We start from the raw sequence: 19236 nt of genomic DNA, 5'->3' as shown, positions 1-19236 counted from the left end.
CCCACTGAAATCAGTGATCAGTTGTTGTACCGCTCCTAGATGGGGCATGGACCCCAGCTAAACTGTGTGGCTAGAAACTGCCGGAGTCGCCGCCGCCGAAGTCACCTCCGCCGCCGCCCCAGTCGCCGCCGCCGCCGTCGCCACCGAAGAATCCGCCGCCACCGCCGTCGCTGTGGCCGCCGCCCCAACCGCCACCACCGCTGTTGAAGATGGAGTTGATGAGGATGCCGCCGAGAATTGCGCCTCCAAGGCCGCCACCTCCGCCGCCGCCCCCGAACATTCCACCGCGGCCGTAGCCTTGATCGGCATAACCGAAGTGGTCGACGTCGGCCTGCGCCAGTTGTGCTGCCTGTGCAGCGAGTGAGTGGGCCTGCTGGGCGTAGGTCAACGCCGTTACAGGGTCATTGCGCGAGATCGACAAAGCGTAGTCGAGATTGCGTTGGGCCTCTGCGAGCCTGGTGCGGGCCTCAGTTCCAACGCCGCCCCGACGTGCCGTGATGTAATCCGAGGTCGCGCTGATCTGGGCCTGCGCCGCCATGATTGTCTGCTGCAAGGACGCTTGAGCGCGGCGGGCCTGCTCCTGCTGGTCCCGGATGCCGGACAGCGACTGATCAAGCGCTTGGTGTGCTGTTTCAACGCGGGTCAGCGTAGCAATGGGGTCGATCTTTCCACCTTGGATCTCAGTCTTGACCTGGGCAAGGGCCGCTTCCACGCCAGCTACCGGCCCTGCGAGTTCAGGATGTTCACCCGACTGGATCATGGCCCTGGCCTGCGCGAGGTCCTGGCTGGTCTCGGCGACAGCGCTTTCCAGGGAGGCGCGGGCCTCGTCAAGGTTGCCCGCCGTCTTGGATATCGCGTCGATCAGGACGTTCGTCTGGTGCAGGCTCTCTTCGGCAGCGCGAACCGCTACGGCAGCCAGGCTGTTTTCTCCCGCAGCCAGCTTTTCCTGAGCGGTAGTGGCAGCATTCTGAACGAACGCCAGGCGTTCCTTAGCCTGCAGGATATTGTCGGAGACCTGCGTCAACGCAGACTCGGCGTACTTGCTGCGCAGGGCTTCAAGGGACTGCTCTGCAGTGGCGATCCTGGAATCGGCCTCCCGGGCACCTGCCGTGACTGTTGCCAGGGCCTGTGGGGCCTTCTTCTCAAGCTCGCGGAGGGAGTCGAAGTCCGCCTTCTGGTCACGCAGTGATGCGAGGGCCGCCTCGGAACGGCGAATAATCTCTCCGAGCCACGTCCGCTGTTGTTCCTCGGTGTCCGGGATATGGTCGTCCAGCTGTTGCTGCAGCTTGAATGATTCGGTCATGTGGGCTTTGGCTTCCTGAAGAGCCTTGGTGAAGTTGCCGATCGCCGAATCACCGTACTGGGCCTGGGCGAATCCGAGTTCCTGTTCGCTGGACTTGATGGCGTCATCGGCTTCGATCAGCAACGAGCCGCTCTTCTGGCGCAGCTCCGGAATGCTCAGGCCTGCCAGGGGGTCAAGCTCTTCTCCTTGGGGGCCGTAGCTGGCACTGGATGCTTGGCCAGCCTTCTTGCGGCGATTTCGCAGGTAGAGATAGGTGGCTGCGCCGCCTGCTGCCACTACGCCCACACCGACGAGGACTCCGACACTGCCATTGCCGCTAGGCACGGTACCACTGCCGCCACCGGCGGCGTCGCCAATTGCTGCGGCTGTGTCAATCGCTGCCTGGGCATAGTCTTTCTTGCCGCCGCCCAGGTTGGCGGCAACGGCGTTCTGCGCGATGTTGGACTGCCTGGAGTAAATGGAACTTCCGGAGTTCAAGGCGAAGTTGTACTGGCCTGCAGTAGAGATTGCCAGAATGGCGTCGGCCTTGCCCATGCCCTTCTTGGTGGCTACGGCCCTAACCCATTCCGCAGGAGAAGAAGGGTTCTCAAAGGAGTTCACCGTGACCACGTACAAGTTGTATTTGTGGTCCTTGAGTGTCTTCTGGATGGCTTCCTGAACTTCGCCCTTGCGGCTGCCCAGGACGTTGGCATCATCCACGATGTTTTGGCCGGACGGTATGGTCACCGGATCTGCAGCCCAGGCGGCGCCGGCCGGGAGGGCCAACATTCCAGCCACGCCAATCACGGCGAGTACACGTTTCACTATTGACCGCATGTGCAACCCTTCAGCACGTCTGCGACTGGAACAAGGCGAACCAATCGTCACAGAATGCTCAGCGCCCCCACGCATGGTTTGTAAAGCCGCAGGTCGCTGTGGCAATTCCACTTGATTCTATGGTGCACCCCATACCCCGTCCACAGCGTTGAATATGCCACCAGCGAAACACAGGAGAAACGCTCAATGCCTGCACGTTGAGGCCCTGTGTGTCAGCCCTCGCTGCCGTTCGTGCGGGCTCCTTTGCAGCACCGACACCGGCTTTCAGGAAGCTCCCAGCGAACGTCCGAATTTGTTCCAGTAAAAAGGGCCATAGTTATGGAAGACAAGGATGAAAGGAAGTCCCATGACGGAGAACCCAGCGCAGGGCACCGCACCAGAGAACCGTGATCCGTCCGAGCCCCGGGATCCCGCTGCAAGCTCTGACGCCGCCCAAACCCACCAGCAGCCGACCCAGCAGTCTGCCTGGAACTCCGGGCAGGGCGCCGGTACGCATGCAACAACTCCGCTGCCGGCCTTTCAGCCGCCTGCCCAACCGGCGCCGCACGCCAATGCCAATCCAGTCAATGCCAACCCAGGGGCACACGCCAACAGCCAGCCCCAGGTCAACCCGCGCTCCGAAGGAAACACAGGCCAGCCAAACACAGGCCAGCCACAGTACTACGGTGGCCCGCAGCCCCACGAACCCGGGCACCGCCCCAACTACCCGCAGCACCAGCCGTTTTATGGCGGGGGGACCAATCCCGGAAACCCCACTCCCGGCCAGGGCTTCCACAGCGCACCTGGCCAGCAGTCCTCGGTAAGCACCAAGCGCAAGCCTGCGTTCGGTATTGGCACGCTCCTTGCCAGTATCCTCGCTGCAGGCTTGGTAGGCGGCGGCGTGGTGGCGGGCAGCAGCATGCTTTTGGACAACCCGGCACCGGCGGCTTCAACTGGCGGACAGTCGAGCACGGTGATCGTCAACAACAAGGATGACGTCAACGTCATCACCGCAGCGGCAGCGAAAGCGTCGCCAAGCGTCGTCACCATCAAAGCGACGGCCGGTAATGAAGGCGGAACCGGCTCCGGCATCATCATCGATGACCAGGGCCACATCCTTACCAATACACACGTCGTTACCCTGGACGGTGCAACGTCGAATGCTGCCATCGAGGTCCGCACGAGTGATGGAAAGGTCCTGAAAGCCAAGGTGGTTGGAACCGATCCGCTATCGGACCTCGCGGTCATCAAAGTCGACGACACGTCGGGCTTGGTACCTGCCACGCTCGGTGACTCTTCGAAGATCAACGTGGGGGACACCGCCGTCGCGATCGGTTCGCCTCTTGGCCTGACTGGCACGGTGACGGACGGTATCGTCTCCACGCTCAACCGCACCATCAGCGTCGCGTCCTCAGCTGCCCCGAAGGAAGGCACCGACAATTCGCAGGGCGGTGACCAGGGCTTCCAGTTCGCACCTCCTGGTGGTGGCCAGAGCCCGTCCACCGCGAACGAGGGCTCGATCTCGATCAACGTGATCCAGACTGATGCCGCGATCAACCCGGGCAACTCCGGTGGCGCGCTGGTGAACAGCAAGGGCGAGATCATCGGCGTCAATGTCGCCATCGCATCTGCGGGTAGTGGCACATCGGATTCCTCCACCGGCAACATCGGCGTGGGCTTCAGCGTCCCGATCAACCATGCCAAGCGCGTTGCTCAGGAAATCATTGATACCGGCAAAGCAAGCCATGGCCAGTTCGGTGTCTCCGTACGTTCGAAGTCGTCCACCGGTAGCGACTCCGGATTCTCGGTTGGCGCAGAAGTGGCTTCGGTAACTACGGGTTCGGCCGCTGCGAAGGCCGGCATCAAGGTTGGCGACGTCGTTACCAAGTTCGGTGACTACGCGGTGACTGACCCCAACCAGTTGACAGCGGCAGTGCGCGAGCAGCCTGCCGGTGCCAAGGTCAAGGTAACCATCCAGCGCAACGGGCAGTCGCAGGAAGTCGAAGTTACCTTGGACGCCGCTCAACAGTAAGAACAACAACGGTATGGAACCAGCGCACCATTAGGGAACCAGCGCAACAATAGGGAACCTGCTGGCAGCGAACGACGGCGGGCGGCACCTCAGCGGTGCGGCCCGCCGTCGTTCTGTGCTCCTGTTGCCGCTCCTGTTGGCACGGCCGATGAAACAGGGGTTAACGCACGCAGTGGATTTCTGCGGGCAATATGCTTAGCTAGGGGGAGCCCACGCGCTGGGCAATTCACGGCCACGCTGCTGCGGTTGGCCGTCCACAAGCATGGAAGGCTGCTTCGAAGACAGTGGAAGAGACATTGAAGATTGTCGTTCTGGTCAAGCACGTCCCGGACGCGCAGTTCGACCGGCACATCACCGGACCCGGCAACACAACTGACCGTGACGAGAGCATTTTGTCGGAACTGGACGAGTACGCCCTTGAGGCAGCACTGCAGCTGGCTGAAGAGCGTGGTGGAACCAAAGCCGGCAACGAGGTCATTGCCCTCAGCATGGGACCCTCCGGTGCGGTGAACGCCCTCAAGAAGTCGCTCCAGATTGGCGCCTACTCTGGAGTCCACCTCAGCGATGACGCGCTGGCCGGTTCGGACGCTGCGGCTACATCCCTGGCGCTTGCGGCCACCATCAGACACCTCTCCGCGGACGGCCGCCCGGTGGACCTGGTCCTGACCGGTATGGCATCCACGGACGGCGAGACGTCGTTGATTCCGGCCCAGCTGGCCGAGCGGCTATCGCTCCCGCAGCTGACGTTTGCCTCCAGCCTTGAGGTCAACGGACGCACCGTGGTGGCACGTCGCGATGCCGGCGCCCACTCGGAGACCGTGGAAGCGCAGCTCCCTGCACTCGTCTCGGTGACAGATCAGATCAACGAGCCGAGGTACCCCAACTTCAAGGGAATCCTGGCAGCCAAGAAGAAGAAGATCGCCTCGCTGTCGCTTGCCGATATTGGAGTCGATCCCTCCCAGGTAGGCCAGGCAGGCTCGTGGACGGTTGTGGAGTCGGCAGCCGCCCGCCCGCCACGGACCGCAGGCACGATCATCACCGACGAAGGCGACGCCGGCATCAAGCTCGTCGACTTCCTGGCCGCCCAGAAGCTGCTCTAAGAGGACTCCAACCATGGCAAATGCACTTGTTTTCATTGACAACCCCGGGGCCGCGCTCAAGAAGAGCAACTTGGAGCTCCTGACCCTGGCGCGAAAGCTGGGGGAGACCGCCGTCGCGTTCACTGGTGAATTGACCGACGACGTCGCCGCCACCTTGGGTGCCTACGGCGCAACGACGATCTACCAGCCCTCGGTGGATGACCTGGCTGACTACCTGGTTGCACCGAAGGCCGCCTACCTGGCGGCCGCGGTGGCGACTTCCGGTGCGACGGCTGTCCTGCTGGAAAACTCGCCTGAAGGCAAAGAAATTGCCGGACGGCTAGGCATCAAGCTAAACGCGGGAGTCATCACCGATGTTGTTGGCTTGGACGCGGACCGCACGGCACACAAGTCGGTCCTGGCCGGTTCCTACAACACCACCGCCAAGGCGACCACTCCGGTGGCAGTCCTTTCGGTCAAGGCCAACATCGTCGAACCGGAGCCGGCAGGTACGGTTGCCGAACCCGCCACTGCAAAGGTAGAGGTTCCGGCGGATGCTGTCGCTAATGCAGCCCGGATCTCCTCCCGTACGGAGAAACCCGCCAGTGGCCGTCCCGACCTCAGCGAGGCACGGATTGTCGTGGCAGGCGGCCGCGGCGTTGATGGCGACTTTGCCCCGGTGGAAGAACTCGCCGATGCCCTTGGTGCCGCCGTCGGCGCTTCCCGTGCGGCAACTGATGCGGGCTGGATCGGCCACGACGCCCAGGTGGGCCAAACGGGCGTGACCGTCTCTCCGCAGCTGTACATTTCGGCAGGTATCTCAGGGGCAATCCAGCAAAAGGCTGGAATGCAGACGTCCAAGGTTATTGTGGCCATTAACAAGGACGCGGAGTCTCCTGTTTTTGAGATCGCGGACTTCGGCATCATCGGCGATCTTTTCAAGGTTCTGCCGCAGGCAACTGCTGAGATCAAGAAGCGGAAAGGCTGATCCCTTTGACTTCTGGCGTTTCGTCAGCAAAGAGCCCGTTCAACGCCTCCACGGAGCGTGTTGAGCGGGTGCTTTGTTTTACTGCCCATCCTGACGACATCGACTTCGGGGCGGCAGGCACCATAGCTGCCTGGACTGCTGCTGGAGTCCAGGTCAGCTACTGCATCATGACCGACGGCGACGCCGGTGGGTTCGATCCCGTGGACCGGGAACGCATCATTGAACTCCGTGCCACGGAACAGCAACGCGCGGCGGCGTTGGTGGGAGTTCACGATATCCACTACTTACACGAGCATGACGGCTACCTTGAGCCGACACACAACGTCATCAAGCAGGTTGTAAAGCTCATTCGGGAAATCCGGCCGGACATCGTGCTGACCATGCATCCCGAGAGGAATTGGGACCGCCTTCAGAAGAGCCACCCCGATCACCTCGCAGCAGGGGAAGCCGTGACCCGGGCGGTTTATCCTGCCGTGGAGAATCCCTTTGCCTACCCTGAGCTGGCCGAGGCGGGATTGACAGCCTACAAGCTGCCATGGCTGTGGTTTATCTCCAGTCCGGAGGACCGTGAGAACCATTTCGTGGACGTCACCAAGCATGTTGATGCGAAGATCGATGCCATCCGCATCCACGCTAGCCAGCACCCCGATGTCGAGGGGATGGAGCGCGTGGTCCGCGGCATGTTGCTGGCCAATGGTGCCCGTGCAGGGCTTCCGACGGGGGCAAGCGCTGAGAGTTTCCACGTGGTGTCGGTCAACGGATCCAGCACTATCGCCGGCTTCTGATATTGCCGTTATGTAACCCGTGTCATATGCTGGACCTCGGTTAAATCATATTTATTCGAGGAAGGCAGACTTTGATGGCGAAGACTGCACAGCAACCCGTGCTGGTGATTATGGGAGTCTCCGGCTCGGGCAAATCGACTGTAGCCGGCGTTCTTGCCGGAAAGCTTGGATGGGATCTCGCCGAAGGCGACGATCTGCATCCTGAAGCGAATGTGGCCAAGATGCACTCAGGTCAGGCCCTCAGCGATGAGGACCGCTGGCCTTGGCTTGGCATTATTGCTGCCTGGATCCGGGAACACACAGATGCCGGTACGCCGGCCATCATTACGTGCTCGGCGCTGAAGAAGAAGTACCGCGACGTGCTCCGCGGCGAAGGCGTTGTCTTTGTTTTCCTTCAAGGGAGCAAAGACAAGATCTCCGACCGCCTTGCGTCACGGCACGGGCACTTCATGCCGCCGTCGCTCCTGGAGTCCCAGTTTGAAGCACTTGAGGAACCCACGGAAGACGAGAACTACGTCTCGTTGTGTGTTTCGGCGTCACCTGCCGAGGAAGCGGACGAAGTCATCGAACGGCTTGGCTTGCGCCCCGTCGGTGACGGTTCCGAAGCGACAGCCTCGTGATCGCCCTGGAAACTGCCACGCAGGTACAGGAATGGACAGCGCACGACACCCAGCTTCTTGTGGTGGCAGCGTTGGGTATTGCCTTGATCGTGGTCCTCATCGCGAAGCTGAAACTCCACCCATTCCTGGCCCTGGTGCTGGGCTCGGCATTCGTTGGGCTTGCTTCCGGCGTGGAGCTGGGCAAAGTCATTACCAACTTCGAAGACGGGGTTGGGGGAGTCCTCAAGGAAGTCGGCCTCCTCATTGCGTTGGGCGCAATGCTTGGCAAACTGCTTGCCGACTCGGGCGGGGCCAACCGGGTAGTGGACACCTTGTTGGCGAAGGCCACCGGAAACAAGATCGTGTGGATGATCACGCTTGTGGCCGTGATCATTGGGCTGCCGATGTTCTTCGAAATCGGGTTGGTTCTCCTGCTGCCCGTGATTGTCCTTGTGACGCAGAGATCCGGGATGAAGCTCATGCGGATAGCCATCCCGGCTTTGGCGGGGCTTTCCGTGCTCCACGGACTGGTGCCCCCGCACCCCGGGCCCCTGATCGCCATCAGCGCGGTGAAGGCTGAATTGGGGACAACACTGGGCCTGGGTATCCTCGTGGCCATTCCCACGGTCATCATTTGCGGGCCGCTCTTCTCGCGGCTGGCCGCGCGTTGGGTTCCGGTAGAGGCTCCCGCCGTGGCGGGCGGGATCGACACCAAGCACCGCGCAGACCTTAGTGATGTCAAGCGTCAGCCCTCGTTCCTGGTGACGCTACTGACCATCATCTTCCCGGTGGTCCTCATGCTGCTAAAGGCGTTGGGCGACATCATCTGGCCGGATGCAGCAACCGCTCCGATGATCCGGATCTTCTTCGATTTCGTGGGCCAGCCCTTGGTTGCCATGACATTGGCCGTACTGGCCGCCATCGTGACGTTCGGATACGCGGTGGGATTCACGGGCGGCAAGATCACCGCCAAGCTGGGCGACAGCTTGGGCCCCATCGCCGCAATCCTTTTGATCGTCGGAGCCGGCGGTGGCTTCAAGCAGACACTGATTGGTGCCGGCGTGGGCGACGCAGTCAAGAAGTGGGCGGAAGGTGCCAACATGTCCGTCCTCGTGCTGGGCTTCATCGTGGCGGTAGCACTCCGCCTCGCCACGGGCTCGGCGACCGTTGCAACCGTGACTGCTGCGGGCATTGTCGCGCCCCTGGCCAGCAGCTTGACCCCGAGCCATGCGGCGCTGCTCGCCTTGGCCATCGGTGCAGGCTCATTGTTCCTCTCACACGTGAATGACGCCGGATTCTGGCTGGTCAAGGAGCTCTTTGGGCTGACGGTCGGTCAGACGTTCAAGACGTGGTCCGTCATGGAGACGCTGATCTCCGTGGTTGGCTTCGGCTTTGTGATGCTCTTGTCGCTGGTTTTGTAGCTGGACTGTTTTGTAGCCGTCTATTGGCTGCAGGAACAGTACGACGGCGGCCGCCCCACCGAGGTGGGTTGGCCGCCGTCGGGCGTTAATCTCCGGTGTCGTCAGGCGCTCAGCGGGACAACCAGCACAGGTGGCTGGGTGGGCGAGCTTGACCCTCCCACGGGCTCCACCGTGATGGCGACCGAGGAGGCTGAGGACAAGCCCTTCACGACTGCCGGCTTGGACAATGTCTCGGCATCCATTGTGCCCTGTGGAACCGGGGCCGATCCGTCCTTTGGCAGTGTCCACAGCTGGTAGACCTTGCCGTTGGGGGCAGGGGCAACGCCGTCCATCAGCACCACAAAGGAGTCCTTGGCGGAGGAAGCGGAAATCGTTGCCGTGCCACCTCCAGGAACCTCTGCAGTCTTCTTCCGGACATCCTGGGCCTGGAGGACCTGGTTCACGGGGTCGTTCTGGGCGGCAACGTATGCCCCCACACCCACGCCTCCCAAGGCTATGACAGCAGCAGCCGCCACACCCACCAGCCATGCGCGCCCACCACTCAAGCCCCGGCGCTCTGCGCGCTTGGTCCGGGCGGCGGAGAGTTCATCGACGACGGTCCCGGATGTGGCGGGAAGGGCTCCTTCAGCAGGCGGCCGTGTAGCAGCGTCTTTGGTGATCCGGTCCATGATGTTGCCGAAGAGGGCCGCGGGAGGCTCTTCCTCATGAGCGAAACCAAGGGTCAGAGTCTCACGGGCCTGCCGGACCCGCTCCTTGAAAGCCGGACCTTCCGGTGCATCCTTGATGTAGTCCTCAATCATGGCCCGCTCGGATTCAGTCACCGCATCCAAGGCATAGATCTCTGCCAGCTCGAGGACACGGCCCTCGGCCAAGTCGGTTGCGATGTCATTGGCGAACATTCTGCGGACAAATCCTCCACCGTTGTTTTCGCTCATATCAGCCCACCCCCAAGCAGGTTTTCAAGCGCAGGAGTCCGTCGCGGATGCGGGACTTAATGGTTGGGACGGCGGCGCCCAGGTGTTCCGCGACCTCCCTGTAGGTGAGTCCGCCGTAATAGGCGAGGCGAACAGATTCGCGCTGGGTTTCCGTCAGGGTGCCGAGGCACCGGCTGACGGCCTCGGCCTCAAAGTTTGTGTCGGCTTCTTCGGACACGACGTCGCGATCGAGGTCCTGGCTCGCAGCACCATACCGCGCTTCGCGGTCCGTGGCTGCCTGGACGGCGCGAACGCGGTCTATGGCACGGCGATGGGCGATGGTCATCAACCAGGCCAGGGGGCTTCCCGCCGCGCGATCGAACTTGGCGGCACCTTGCCAGACCTGGATAAAGACTTCCTGGGTGGCGTCTTCGCTCAGCTCAGAGTCGATCAGGACTCGCCTGGCCATGCCAAAGACGCGCCTTGAGGTCAGCCGATAGAACTCGGCGAAGGCCTCCTGGTCGCCTGCAGCAATCATTTCAAGCAGGCCCGTAAGCTGCGAGTTCAGGTCTGTCGCCGTGCCCGAAGTCTCGACGACCGGGGGAGCGGGATTGTTGGGGATGTCCATCACTGTCCAGCATAAGTCGTGCGGTTTGAAACCGGCAGCACGAGGGGAAGGCGTTGTGGATGCAGCGGACCGGCAGACTGCCGCCGCCGCTCTGGTCTCCACCGCACTCATGCAGGCTCCCTCATCGAATGTCCGTGGCAGGGAATCGATCCTGCAAAGGTTATTCGGGGCCGGAGGCTCCGTGGATGGGCTACACCTTTGCGCCGGCAAATCCGTTCTGCCGCCAGGCCTCAAAAACGGCGATCGACGCTGCGTTGGCCAGGTTCAGTGAACGCAGGGAGGGCCGCATGGGGAGCCGCACCCGCGCAGTGACGTGTGGATCCTTCTTAAGCCATTCCGGGAGGCCCACGGATTCAGGGCCGAACATCAGCACGTCACCTTCACGGTAACTGACGTCTGTATAGGAGGTTTCGCCGTCGGATGTGAACGCAAAAACGCGCTCAGGTTGCAGCACGTCCCAAGCGGCGTTGATGTCCTTGTGGACCGTGACCACGGCGAGGTCGTGGTAGTCCAGGCCCGCCCGGCGCAGCTTGGCATCGGAGAAGTCAAAACCAAGTGGCTCCACCAGATGGAGTTCGGCGCCGGTGATGGCGGCCAAACGAATGGCGTTGCCCGTATTGCCCGGGATTTCTGGAGTGTGGAAGAGGATGCGGAACACCATCCCATCCTAGCCATTCCCATGCTAGCCAGTTCCATCCCGGGGGGGCATGCGGGCAGTTTCATGCGGCCTGCGAACGCATGAGGTCAGTGCATGCCGCGGAGCAGGCGGGCGAGGACTGGAACCACCACGGTGTTGGGCGCTGGTCCTGAACTGAGGAAGTGCTTCAAACCGCGGGCCAACCCGGCGCCGTTGACCACTTCCACCGCATTATGGCCGGACTGCCCTTTGCCGTACTGGTCGATGACTGGTTCGTGCAGGTTGCCGTCAGGGCTGTGCAGTACAACCCATCCGGTGACGTTCAACTCAGGGAAGATGTCCTGCATATGGCGGACAATGTGGGCCAGCTGCGGAGGCGCCACCGACCGCCCACCGTGGCGCAACGAACTCCCATCCCAGGCGTAGGCGCCCTTGGGCAACAGCATGGAACCGACCAAAGCCAGACGGTAACCGGAGAGGACCGCATGGTCTATGTGGTTGTTGTCAGAGGGTGAGCGGAGCCCGTTGATGAGCCGTGCCGCGGGGATGGCCGGGAGGACCTGCCTGCTGATGAGCTGAACTGTCCGCATCTCGCGTTGGATGCGCGCTTCGGCACCGAAAATCCCGCGCTTTCTCGGCAACCCGTGGACCTGTTGGGCAGCTTCTGCCTTCGAAATGAGCGGAACCTCAAGGGGGTCATCAAAGGCTGGAACGTAAATGGGCGGATCGCCGGCCGTGTTGCGCTGGGGCTGTGGACGCCTGACCCCGGCAGTGGTCGCCGGGCCGGGTGCGGGCGCACCGGTGTAGTCGCCCGGACGCGGTTGGGTGCGCCCGGCGACGCCGCTGGCATACCTTCGGTCATACTCGGCCCGACGCTGCGGATCGATCAAGGTCTCATATGCGAGCGTTACCCGGCGGAACATTTCAGCCTCGCCGCCGTGATCGGGGTGGGCCTTCCGGGCTGCCTTGCGATATGCCACCTTGATCTCTTTGTCCGTCGCAGTGACGGACACGCGAAGGACCTGATAGTGCGAACTGCTGCCCTCGGCCAAGCACAGGCCCTTCTCTAGGATGTTGGTCCGCTCCTTTGGCGGGGCGGTCTGGTCAGTTTATCCAGCCACTATGTGAACGTCGGCAGCGCGTGCGGTGGTTCCCGGCTGGAATAATTCGACTGGTGAATCCTCCCTCGCCCAAGAATCCGGCCCACTCGTCGGGGAGGATCGCCCTTGCCATTAATCCAACAGCATCGTTCGGCCGTCACGGCAACGCCGGGAACGACGCCGCAGCATGCCTTCGCGCCGCGGGTCGCGACGTCGTCGTACTGGAAGCGGGCAGCTACGACGACCTCCGCACCTTGGTGGATGAGGCCATAGCTTCCGGCATCGGGGCGCTGGTTGTGGTGGGCGGCGACGGCATGGTCCATTTGGGGGTCAATGCGCTCGCCGGTTCGGACGTTCCTTTGGGAATCGTTCCGGCCGGCACGGGCAACGATGTGGCCAGGCTCCTTGGCCTGCCGCTCATGGACACGCAGGCGGCCTGTGATCACTTGCTTGCCGCGATGGAGTCCGGCGGGCGCAGGATCGACGCCGGACGCGTCACCATTGGCGGGCGAAGCACCTACTTCGCAGGGGCGCTGTCTGCTGGATTTGATGCTGCCGTCAACGAACGGGCCAACTCGTGGCGTTGGCCGCGGGGAAGGAGCCGCTACAACCTGGCGATGCTCCGTGAGCTCGGATCCTTCCGACGCATCGAATACACGGTGACCGCCGATGGCGAGCAGTGGCGCCAGCCGGCACTGCTGATTTCTGTGGCAAACGGCCAATCGATCGGAGGCGGCATGAGGATCACGCCCGACGCCTTGCCCGATGATGGGTGGCTGGATCTATTTGTTGTCAAGCCATTGTCGCGCCTGCGTTTCCTTGCAGTGTTTCCCAAGGTCTTCGCCGGCAAACACATTGGCCATCCGGCCGTGGAGATCCGCAGGGTACGGAGAGTGCGGTTGGCGGCTGAAGGTGTAGTGGCCTACGCCGACGGCGAGCGCGTGGGCAGCTTGCCTCTGGAGGTCGAGGTCATCCCTGGTTGCCTCCGCGTCCTTGCGTAGCGGCCCTGCCGGTTAGACTCGATGGCGGCAGACGCCGGCTCGCCAGCAAAAGAGAGGATCGCCGATGGCACGGAGTGTTGGACCATTTAAGGCGGCCCCGGCCATGGTTGGGACGGTAGGTGCTGTGTCTGCCGCTGCTGCTTTGAGTGTGGTCCTTGCCGCATGCAGCGTGAACGTGCCCGATCCAGCGGCACCGAAGCCCTCGCCTTCCGAGTCGACGCTGTCCACCCCAACCATCACCCCCGGACACGATGCGGAGGCTGTCGCGGCCAAGGATCTGCCGTTGGGCGCCGGCGGAACGTTGGCCCCCGGGGATCCAGTGACGGTGTCCAGCCGCTTGGAGGAGGTGCCTGGATGGTCTGTCGTGCACTCAGGCATGCAGGGTGAAACCCGCTACTTGAAGACTGATGGTTGCGCGGTGGTTGTCCGGGTCAGCGTCAACCAGGGACCGTTGGTGGTACCGGGCGATGACGCCGGCTCCACCAGGGAACTGTTTCGCTACTTGGATCCGGGCATCGCGGTGGACAAGCTCAAGCCAACCTCATTGCGCTGGGGTCAGGACTCCGCCAAGCCAGCGCACAGAGTGGAAGTGCTGGCCTTGGAATCGGCCAAGCCGTCCGGCGGCACCGCTGCCTTGGTGCTTGCCAGGCTCTTCAGCAACCCGGCTTCCTCTGTTTATGTATCGCTGGCTTGCCCGGATAGCGGGACCTTGGCCAATGCCCGTGCCGACGTCGAGTCACAAGTGGCCTTGGTCCCACCAGCCTGAGTGTTACTTCTTGAACGCGATGGCCAATCGGTTCAACGCGAGTGCTCCCACCAGCAGGCCGAAGTCCCTCAGGGCGACGTCGAAGAACGAGCCAAGCACCAGCAGGTTGACGATGATGCCGAGCAGCCAGGCGGCGACCACGAGGGATCCCCAGCGTGGTCGCAGCGCAACGACAATGCCGGCGATAATTTCGATGACTCCCACGCCATACATGAAGGTCTGGGCTGAAACAGGCACCACTGTGGTGGCTGCGGGTGCCAAGTACACGGTCCAGTCCACCAAGAGGTTGCTGAATTTGTCGAGCCCGAAAATGATCGGGGCAATCGTGAAGACCGTCCGCAGGAGGACAAAGGCCTGCCGGGAAGGATCCCGGAGGTCGCCAAGGCTGGACTTCGGGCTCACGTGGGTGGTTGCGGCTTCCATGGCGCATTCCTTTCTAAAAATGGATACTTTGATTTTAGATCTCCTTCATGAATTAAGCAACGAATCTTGTTTTTAGAGATATTCTGGCTGTATGACCGATGCACGCCGCTCATGGCTCCAAAGAATTTCGGCGATCGCCTCCTTGGACGACCACAATCGCCGGGCACTGTTCGCCTACGTGCGCGGCGCCTCAGATGCCGTTGGACGCGATGAGGCTGCCCGTGCCCTGGGTATTCCCCGCAGCACGGCGTCCTTCCACTTGGATCGGTTGGTGAAGGACGGCGTTCTGGAGGTGGAATTCAGGAAATCGTCCGAGAAAGCAGGGCCCGGTTCCGGTCGGCCCGCCAAGCTCTACCGTCCAGCCGTGGATGAGGTTGCTGCCTCCGTCCCTGAGCGCCAGTACGATCTCGCAGGGGACTTGATGGCTTCGGCCATCGCGCGTTCCCTGAAAGGGGACGTGCCCGTGAGGGACGCTTTGATGGACGTTGCAGACCGCAAAGGCCAGGAAGCAGGCAGGCCCGGTGACTTCCTTGGCGCATTGGCAGAACTTGGCTATGAGCCAATGGTCGACGATGCAGGGGGATACCGGCTGCTCAACTGTCCATTCCACCGGCTCTCGCAGCATCACGAGGAGGTGGTCTGCGCCATGAATGGTGCCTTCCTCAAGGGTGCGGCCACGGCATCCGGCCTTAGTGCAGACAACGTCCTTCCGGAGCCTGGGACCGGATATTGCTGTGCCCGGATTGGCGGCCTGGAACCGGGCCCCAAGAACTGACACTGACGCCGTCAGTAGAATTACAAGTCGGTAGAATTACAAGGTGCCCGTATACCTTGATCACGCCGCCACCACGCCAATGTCGGCCCAAGCCCTTGCTGTCATGACGCGCGAGCTTGCGCGAACCGGTAATCCCTCGTCCCTTCACGGAGCCGGACGTCGGGCAAGGCGCGCGGTTGAAGATGCGCGCGAAACCTTGGCGGCGGCCGCTGGTGCCCACCCTTCCGAGGTGATTTTCACCTCGGGTGGGACTGAGGCGGACAACCTGGCCGTCAAGGGCCTTTATTGGGCGCGCCACGACGAAAACCCGCGCCGGAAGCGCATCCTGTGTTCCGCCGTCGAGCATCATGCGGTCATGGACACGGTGGAGTGGCTTGAACGTCATGAGGGGGCCCAGGTTGTGTGGCTTCCTGTCGATGCAGAAGGTACGGTGCAGCTTGATGCCGTGCAGCGCGAACTGGAGCAGGATCCCGACTCCGTTGCGCTGGTCACGGTGATGTGGGCCAATAACGAGGTGGGCACCATCCAGCCCGTTGCCGGGATCGTGGAACTGGCCAGCCGATACGGGATTCCCGTGCACTCGGATGCTGTCCAGGCCTTCGGTTCCGTTCCGGTCGATTTCCGGGCTTCTGGGCTGGCGGCAATGTCAGTGTCCGCGCATAAACTTGGCGGACCCGTGGGCGTCGGCGCGTTGTTCCTCGGGCGGGCGATCAAGCTGACTCCGGTTCAACACGGCGGTGGCCAGGAGCGCGATGTGCGCTCGGGAACACTGGACACACCGGCCATTGCCGCCTTCGCGGCAGCCGCGGAGGCCGTCACCGCCAACCTTCCCGCGGAGAGCGGGCGAATCAGCAGGCTGCGGGATCGTCTCATCGCCGGGGTTGGGGAAGCCGTTCCGGACGCGGTGCTCCGCGGAGCGCCCGGGGAAGGCCGACTGCCAGGCAATGCCCACTTTACTTTTCCTGGTTGCGAAGGAGATTCACTGCTGTTCCTTCTTGACCTGGCAGGGGTTGAGTCATCCACCGGTTCGGCCTGCACCGCAGGGGTGCCCCGTCCGTCGCACGTTCTTCTGGCCATGGGGCTGGATGAAGATACTGCCCGTGGCGCCCAGCGCTTTACGCTGGGGCACAGCTCTACAGATGCCGACGTCGATGCCCTGCTTAAGGCGCTTCCCGAGGCTTGCGCCCCGGCCCGTCAAGCAGGCATGGCCGGTCATGAATCAAACATCCAGACAGCGGCAACGGTAGCGCGGCGGGGAGCCGCGGCGTCCTAGCCGGTCAATGAGGCCTGCGGCAAAAGGTCCTAGCCGGTCAATGAGGCCTGCGGCAAAAGTGGGTCGAAAAAAAATCAGTCGCGAAAGTCAGTCGGGCAAAAGGTCCTCAAGGGGAACGTCGGGATTCGTGAGATTTGCTACGTTCACCTGCACCCGGCCTGAAATCAGTGCCTTGATCGGTTTTTGTACGCGGCGCATGTTGACGCTCATGCCAGCAACTACTTCGCCCTGCTCCTTCTCGCCGTTGCGGATCCAAAACGCGATGAAATTGGCGTCGTCGAGCGAGCCGCGGATCACCGGCGCTACGCCCGAGGTCAGCGAAGGAAAGCCCGAGTACTCCATGCTGAGCGTGAACTGGTCCGTGTAGAAATACGGAACAACATCCAGCTCGACATCGTGGTCCAGCATCGACTTGGCCGCCACTTTGCCCCCATTAAGTGCATTGGCCCAATGCTCACTTCGATGATGCTCGCCGGTGAAGGGATGCAGGGCGTTGGCGACGTCGCCAGCTGCCAGGATGTCCGGGGCGCTGGTGCGAAGCGCGGAATCCACCAGGATTCCGTTGTCCAGGGTTAGCCCCGCTGTTTCCGCCAAAGATGTGTCAGGCACTACCCCCACGGCAATGATGACGATATCTGCGGGCAGCACCTCGCCGGTGTTGGTTCGCACTGCGGTCGCGCGGCCATCCTTCCCTTCGATGCCGGCAGCACTGGCGGGCAGCCTGAAGCTGACGCCGTTCCCTTCGTGGAGTGCCCGGAAATAGTTGCCCAATTCGGGGCCGATGGCGGAACTGAGGGGGATCTCCTCCAAGCCAAGCAGGACCACATCATTGCCGTAACTGCGGGCAGCTGCGGCCAGTTCCATGCCGATCCATCCGGAACCGACCATGACCACACGCCTGCCACCGTCCCGGAGCAGGGACCGCAGGCGCAGGCTGTCCCCAAACGTCCTGAACGTCATGACTCCCTCCAGATGCGTGCCGGGAAGCGGGATCTGCCGGGGTTGCGCCCCGGTGGCTATCAGCAGTTTGGCGTAGTCCAGGCTCCGGCCGTCCTTTAGCGTGACAGCGCGGCTCCGTGCATCGATGCCGGCCGCAGGGCTGCCCAGGAGGAGCTCGACGTCGTTTTCTTCGTACCAGCCAGCGGGCACCACCGGGACGGTATCCTCTTCCGCCTTGCCCAGGAGGAACTCCTTGGACAGCGGTGGCCGAAGATAGGGGATCCGTTCCTCGGCTGCCAGGACGGTGATGGGTCCTCCGAAGCCATCGGCGCGCAGGGTTTTTGCTGTGGTCGCACCGGCCAAGCCGCCGCCGGCGATGACCATTCGTTCATGTGCCATTTCAGCCCACCTCCATCGTGGCGATTTCTAAAACAACTTACTTTGACTTTAGAAGCCGGTCCTGTTCCCAGTCAAGGGATTTACCGCGAACACTAGTGCGGGAGCTAGAATAGACGGGCGTGCCGGCTGGCCTCAGCCGGAATCAATGACCACATCCTTTTGAAAACCCACGGAAAGCCAGCATGCGAGTACTTGCAGCAATGAGCGGCGGAGTCGATTCCGCCGTGGCCGCCGCCCGCGCCGTCGAGGCCGGACACGACGTCGTCGGAGTCCACCTTGCCTTGTCGCGCATGCCCGGCACCCTTCGCACCGGAAGCCGGGGCTGCTGCACCATTGAAGACTCCCGCGATGCCTGGCGCGCCTGTGATGTCCTTGGGATTCCCTACTACGTGTGGGACTTCTCGGAACGCTTCAAGGAAGATGTCGTCCAGGACTTCATCGACGAATATGCTGCAGGACGTACGCCCAATCCATGCATGCGTTGCAACGAGCGCATCAAGTTCGCTGCCTTGCTGGAAAAGGCCATTGCCCTGGGCTTTGACGCTGTGTGTACCGGCCACTACGCCAAAGTGATCGAAGACGCCGACGGCAACCGCGAGCTGCATCGCGCGGCGGACTGGGCCAAGGACCAAAGCTACGTATTGGGCGTCCTGACACATGAGCAGCTTAAGCACTCCATGTTCCCGCTGGCGGACACTCCCTCCAAGGCCGAGGTCAGGGCCGAGGCCGAAAGGCGGGGTTTATCTGTGGCAAACAAGCCGGACAGCCACGATATTTGCTTTATCTCCGATGGGGACACTCGTGGTTGGCTGGCCGAGAAGATCGAAATGACCACTGGCGACATCGTTGATGAAACTGGTGCCAAGGTGGGGGAGCACCCGGGTGCCAACGCCTTCACCGTGGGACAGCGCCGCGGCCTGAAGCTGGGCACCCCTGCATCCGATGGCAAGCCCCGGTTCGTCCTGGAAATCCGGCCCAAGGAAAACAAGGTTGTCGTGGGGCCGGAAGCGCTCCTTGCAATCGACGAAATCCGCGGAATCAAGGTGTCCTGGGCTGGTTTGCCCATCTCCGAGGTTGATACCGGTACGGAGTTCGACTGCCACGCCCAGGTGCGGGCGCACGGCGATCCCGTTCCAGCCCGCGCGCGCGTTGAACTAGTTGCCGATGACGAGGGCGTTGAGCGGGCCGAACTCGTGGTCACCCTGACCGAACCGCTGCGCGGGGTGGCACCTGGCCAGACGGTTGTGCTGTACCAAGGCAGCCGGGTACTGGGACAGGCAACCATCGACGCCGCGCGTTCCCTGCAGAGGGCAGTCCTCTAGGAGGCACGTGGATCATTGCCTCCGGGTTTGAGGGCCCCCATACTGGCCTAAGCAGCG

Annotated in this window: 18 protein-coding genes; 11 read left to right on the top strand and 7 right to left on the bottom strand. The window is 62.4% G+C overall.

The genetic code is table 11. The features are described 5' to 3' along the window. Positions 1–70: 70 nt before the first annotated feature. Complete coding sequence (locus ACZ5G6_RS16285) at positions 71–2119, bottom strand: TPM domain-containing protein (RefSeq protein WP_498686575.1); 2049 nt, start codon at positions 2117–2119, stop codon at positions 71–73. Positions 2120–2465: 346 nt separating this feature from the next. On the opposite strand from ACZ5G6_RS16285, the gene ACZ5G6_RS16280 reads away from it, so the two are divergent. The 6 genes from ACZ5G6_RS16280 to ACZ5G6_RS16255 all read left to right on the top strand — a co-directional run bounded on the left by ACZ5G6_RS16280 (position 2466) and on the right by ACZ5G6_RS16255 (position 9002). After that, positions 2466–4130 (top strand): S1C family serine protease, encoded by a 1665-nt coding sequence (locus ACZ5G6_RS16280; RefSeq protein ID WP_498686573.1) that lies wholly within the window; start codon positions 2466–2468, stop codon positions 4128–4130. Positions 4131–4426: 296 nt separating this feature from the next. Continuing rightward, positions 4427–5230: an electron transfer flavoprotein subunit beta/FixA family protein gene (locus ACZ5G6_RS16275; protein ID WP_223933663.1), complete on the top strand. Its 804-nt coding sequence runs from the start codon at positions 4427–4429 to the stop codon at positions 5228–5230. Between the two features lie 13 nt (positions 5231–5243). Then, a complete protein-coding gene (locus tag ACZ5G6_RS16270) occupies positions 5244–6197 on the top strand; it encodes an electron transfer flavoprotein subunit alpha/FixB family protein (RefSeq protein ID WP_498686571.1) in 954 nt (317 codons plus the stop codon). 5 nt (positions 6198–6202) lie between these two features. Continuing rightward, positions 6203–6982, top strand: a complete 780-nt coding sequence (locus ACZ5G6_RS16265; protein WP_223933660.1) for a PIG-L deacetylase family protein — start codon at positions 6203–6205, stop codon at positions 6980–6982. Positions 6983–7056: 74 nt separating this feature from the next. Further along, positions 7057–7602 carry a gluconokinase gene (locus tag ACZ5G6_RS16260; RefSeq protein ID WP_223933659.1) on the top strand — a complete coding sequence of 182 codons (546 nt, stop codon included), beginning with the start codon at positions 7057–7059 and terminating at the stop codon, positions 7600–7602. Then, the gene (locus tag ACZ5G6_RS16255) at positions 7599–9002 is read left to right on the top strand and encodes a GntT/GntP/DsdX family permease (protein WP_498686568.1); all 1404 of its coding nucleotides are present in this window, start codon (positions 7599–7601) and stop codon (positions 9000–9002) included. Before ACZ5G6_RS16260 ends, ACZ5G6_RS16255 begins: the two co-directional genes overlap by 4 nt. A 101-nt stretch (positions 9003–9103) precedes the next feature. Here the strand turns inward: ACZ5G6_RS16255 and ACZ5G6_RS16250 are convergent, their stop codons facing one another. The 4 genes from ACZ5G6_RS16250 to ACZ5G6_RS16235 form a co-directional block, all read right to left on the bottom strand. After that, the gene (locus ACZ5G6_RS16250; RefSeq protein WP_223933655.1) at positions 9104–9937 is read right to left on the bottom strand and encodes an anti-sigma factor; all 834 of its coding nucleotides are present in this window, start codon (positions 9935–9937) and stop codon (positions 9104–9106) included. Position 9938: 1 nt separating this feature from the next. Beyond that, positions 9939–10544, bottom strand: a complete 606-nt coding sequence (gene sigK / locus ACZ5G6_RS16245; protein WP_223933653.1) for an ECF RNA polymerase sigma factor SigK — start codon at positions 10542–10544, stop codon at positions 9939–9941. Between the two features lie 190 nt (positions 10545–10734). Beyond that, complete coding sequence (locus ACZ5G6_RS16240) at positions 10735–11202, bottom strand: tRNA (cytidine(34)-2'-O)-methyltransferase (protein ID WP_223937615.1); 468 nt, start codon at positions 11200–11202, stop codon at positions 10735–10737. An 86-nt stretch (positions 11203–11288) separates the two neighbouring features. Further along, the gene (locus ACZ5G6_RS16235; RefSeq protein ID WP_498686565.1) at positions 11289–12233 is read right to left on the bottom strand and encodes a J domain-containing protein; all 945 of its coding nucleotides are present in this window, start codon (positions 12231–12233) and stop codon (positions 11289–11291) included. Between the two features lie 122 nt (positions 12234–12355). On the opposite strand from ACZ5G6_RS16235, the gene ACZ5G6_RS16230 reads away from it, so the two are divergent. After that, positions 12356–13282 (top strand): diacylglycerol/lipid kinase family protein, encoded by a 927-nt coding sequence (locus ACZ5G6_RS16230; protein WP_498686563.1) that lies wholly within the window; start codon positions 12356–12358, stop codon positions 13280–13282. Positions 13283–13385: 103 nt separating this feature from the next. Beyond that, complete coding sequence (locus tag ACZ5G6_RS16225; protein ID WP_498686561.1) at positions 13386–14048, top strand: hypothetical protein; 663 nt, start codon at positions 13386–13388, stop codon at positions 14046–14048. Between the two features lie 3 nt (positions 14049–14051). Here the strand turns inward: ACZ5G6_RS16225 and ACZ5G6_RS16220 are convergent, their stop codons facing one another. Continuing rightward, complete coding sequence (locus tag ACZ5G6_RS16220) at positions 14052–14471, bottom strand: hypothetical protein (RefSeq protein ID WP_498686559.1); 420 nt, start codon at positions 14469–14471, stop codon at positions 14052–14054. 91 nt (positions 14472–14562) lie between these two features. Between ACZ5G6_RS16220 and ACZ5G6_RS16215 the strand changes: the two genes are divergently transcribed. Together ACZ5G6_RS16215 and ACZ5G6_RS16210 are read left to right on the top strand one after the other, a co-directional pair. After that, a complete protein-coding gene (locus ACZ5G6_RS16215) occupies positions 14563–15246 on the top strand; it encodes a helix-turn-helix transcriptional regulator (protein WP_498686557.1) in 684 nt (227 codons plus the stop codon). Positions 15247–15289: 43 nt separating this feature from the next. After that, positions 15290–16519, top strand: a complete 1230-nt coding sequence (locus ACZ5G6_RS16210) for a cysteine desulfurase family protein (protein ID WP_498686553.1) — start codon at positions 15290–15292, stop codon at positions 16517–16519. 87 nt (positions 16520–16606) lie between these two features. On the opposite strand, the gene ACZ5G6_RS16205 is transcribed toward ACZ5G6_RS16210, so the two are convergent. Continuing rightward, on the bottom strand, positions 16607–17857 hold the full coding sequence (locus ACZ5G6_RS16205) for an NAD(P)/FAD-dependent oxidoreductase (RefSeq protein WP_498686551.1): 1251 nt from the start codon (positions 17855–17857) through the stop codon (positions 16607–16609). 200 nt (positions 17858–18057) lie between these two features. On the opposite strand from ACZ5G6_RS16205, the gene mnmA reads away from it, so the two are divergent. Next, the gene (mnmA, locus tag ACZ5G6_RS16200) at positions 18058–19179 is read left to right on the top strand and encodes a tRNA 2-thiouridine(34) synthase MnmA (protein WP_263422404.1); all 1122 of its coding nucleotides are present in this window, start codon (positions 18058–18060) and stop codon (positions 19177–19179) included. Positions 19180–19236 lie beyond the last annotated feature (57 nt).

Source organism: Arthrobacter sp. TmtSoilC51 (assembly GCF_055388015.1).
This window is presented reverse-complemented; position numbering and strand designations above follow the sequence as displayed.

Excerpts from the sequence above, each read along its gene's own strand:
- ACZ5G6_RS16285 (WP_498686575.1), bottom strand. The coding sequence starts at position 2,119 with ATGCGGTCAATAGTGAAACGTGTACTCGCCGTGATTGGCGTGGCTGGA.
- ACZ5G6_RS16280 (WP_498686573.1), top strand. The coding sequence starts at position 2,466 with ATGACGGAGAACCCAGCGCAGGGCACCGCACCAGAGAACCGTGATCCG.
- ACZ5G6_RS16270 (WP_498686571.1), top strand. The coding sequence starts at position 5,244 with ATGGCAAATGCACTTGTTTTCATTGACAACCCCGGGGCCGCGCTCAAG.
- ACZ5G6_RS16260 (WP_223933659.1), top strand. The coding sequence starts at position 7,057 with ATGGCGAAGACTGCACAGCAACCCGTGCTGGTGATTATGGGAGTCTCC.
- ACZ5G6_RS16250 (WP_223933655.1), bottom strand. The coding sequence starts at position 9,937 with ATGAGCGAAAACAACGGTGGAGGATTTGTCCGCAGAATGTTCGCCAAT.
- sigK (WP_223933653.1), bottom strand. The coding sequence starts at position 10,544 with ATGGACATCCCCAACAATCCCGCTCCCCCGGTCGTCGAGACTTCGGGC.
- ACZ5G6_RS16225 (WP_498686561.1), top strand. The coding sequence starts at position 13,386 with ATGGTTGGGACGGTAGGTGCTGTGTCTGCCGCTGCTGCTTTGAGTGTG.
- ACZ5G6_RS16220 (WP_498686559.1), bottom strand. The coding sequence starts at position 14,471 with ATGGAAGCCGCAACCACCCACGTGAGCCCGAAGTCCAGCCTTGGCGAC.
- ACZ5G6_RS16215 (WP_498686557.1), top strand. The coding sequence starts at position 14,563 with ATGACCGATGCACGCCGCTCATGGCTCCAAAGAATTTCGGCGATCGCC.
- ACZ5G6_RS16205 (WP_498686551.1), bottom strand. The coding sequence starts at position 17,857 with ATGGCACATGAACGAATGGTCATCGCCGGCGGCGGCTTGGCCGGTGCG.
- mnmA (WP_263422404.1), top strand. The coding sequence starts at position 18,058 with ATGAGCGGCGGAGTCGATTCCGCCGTGGCCGCCGCCCGCGCCGTCGAG.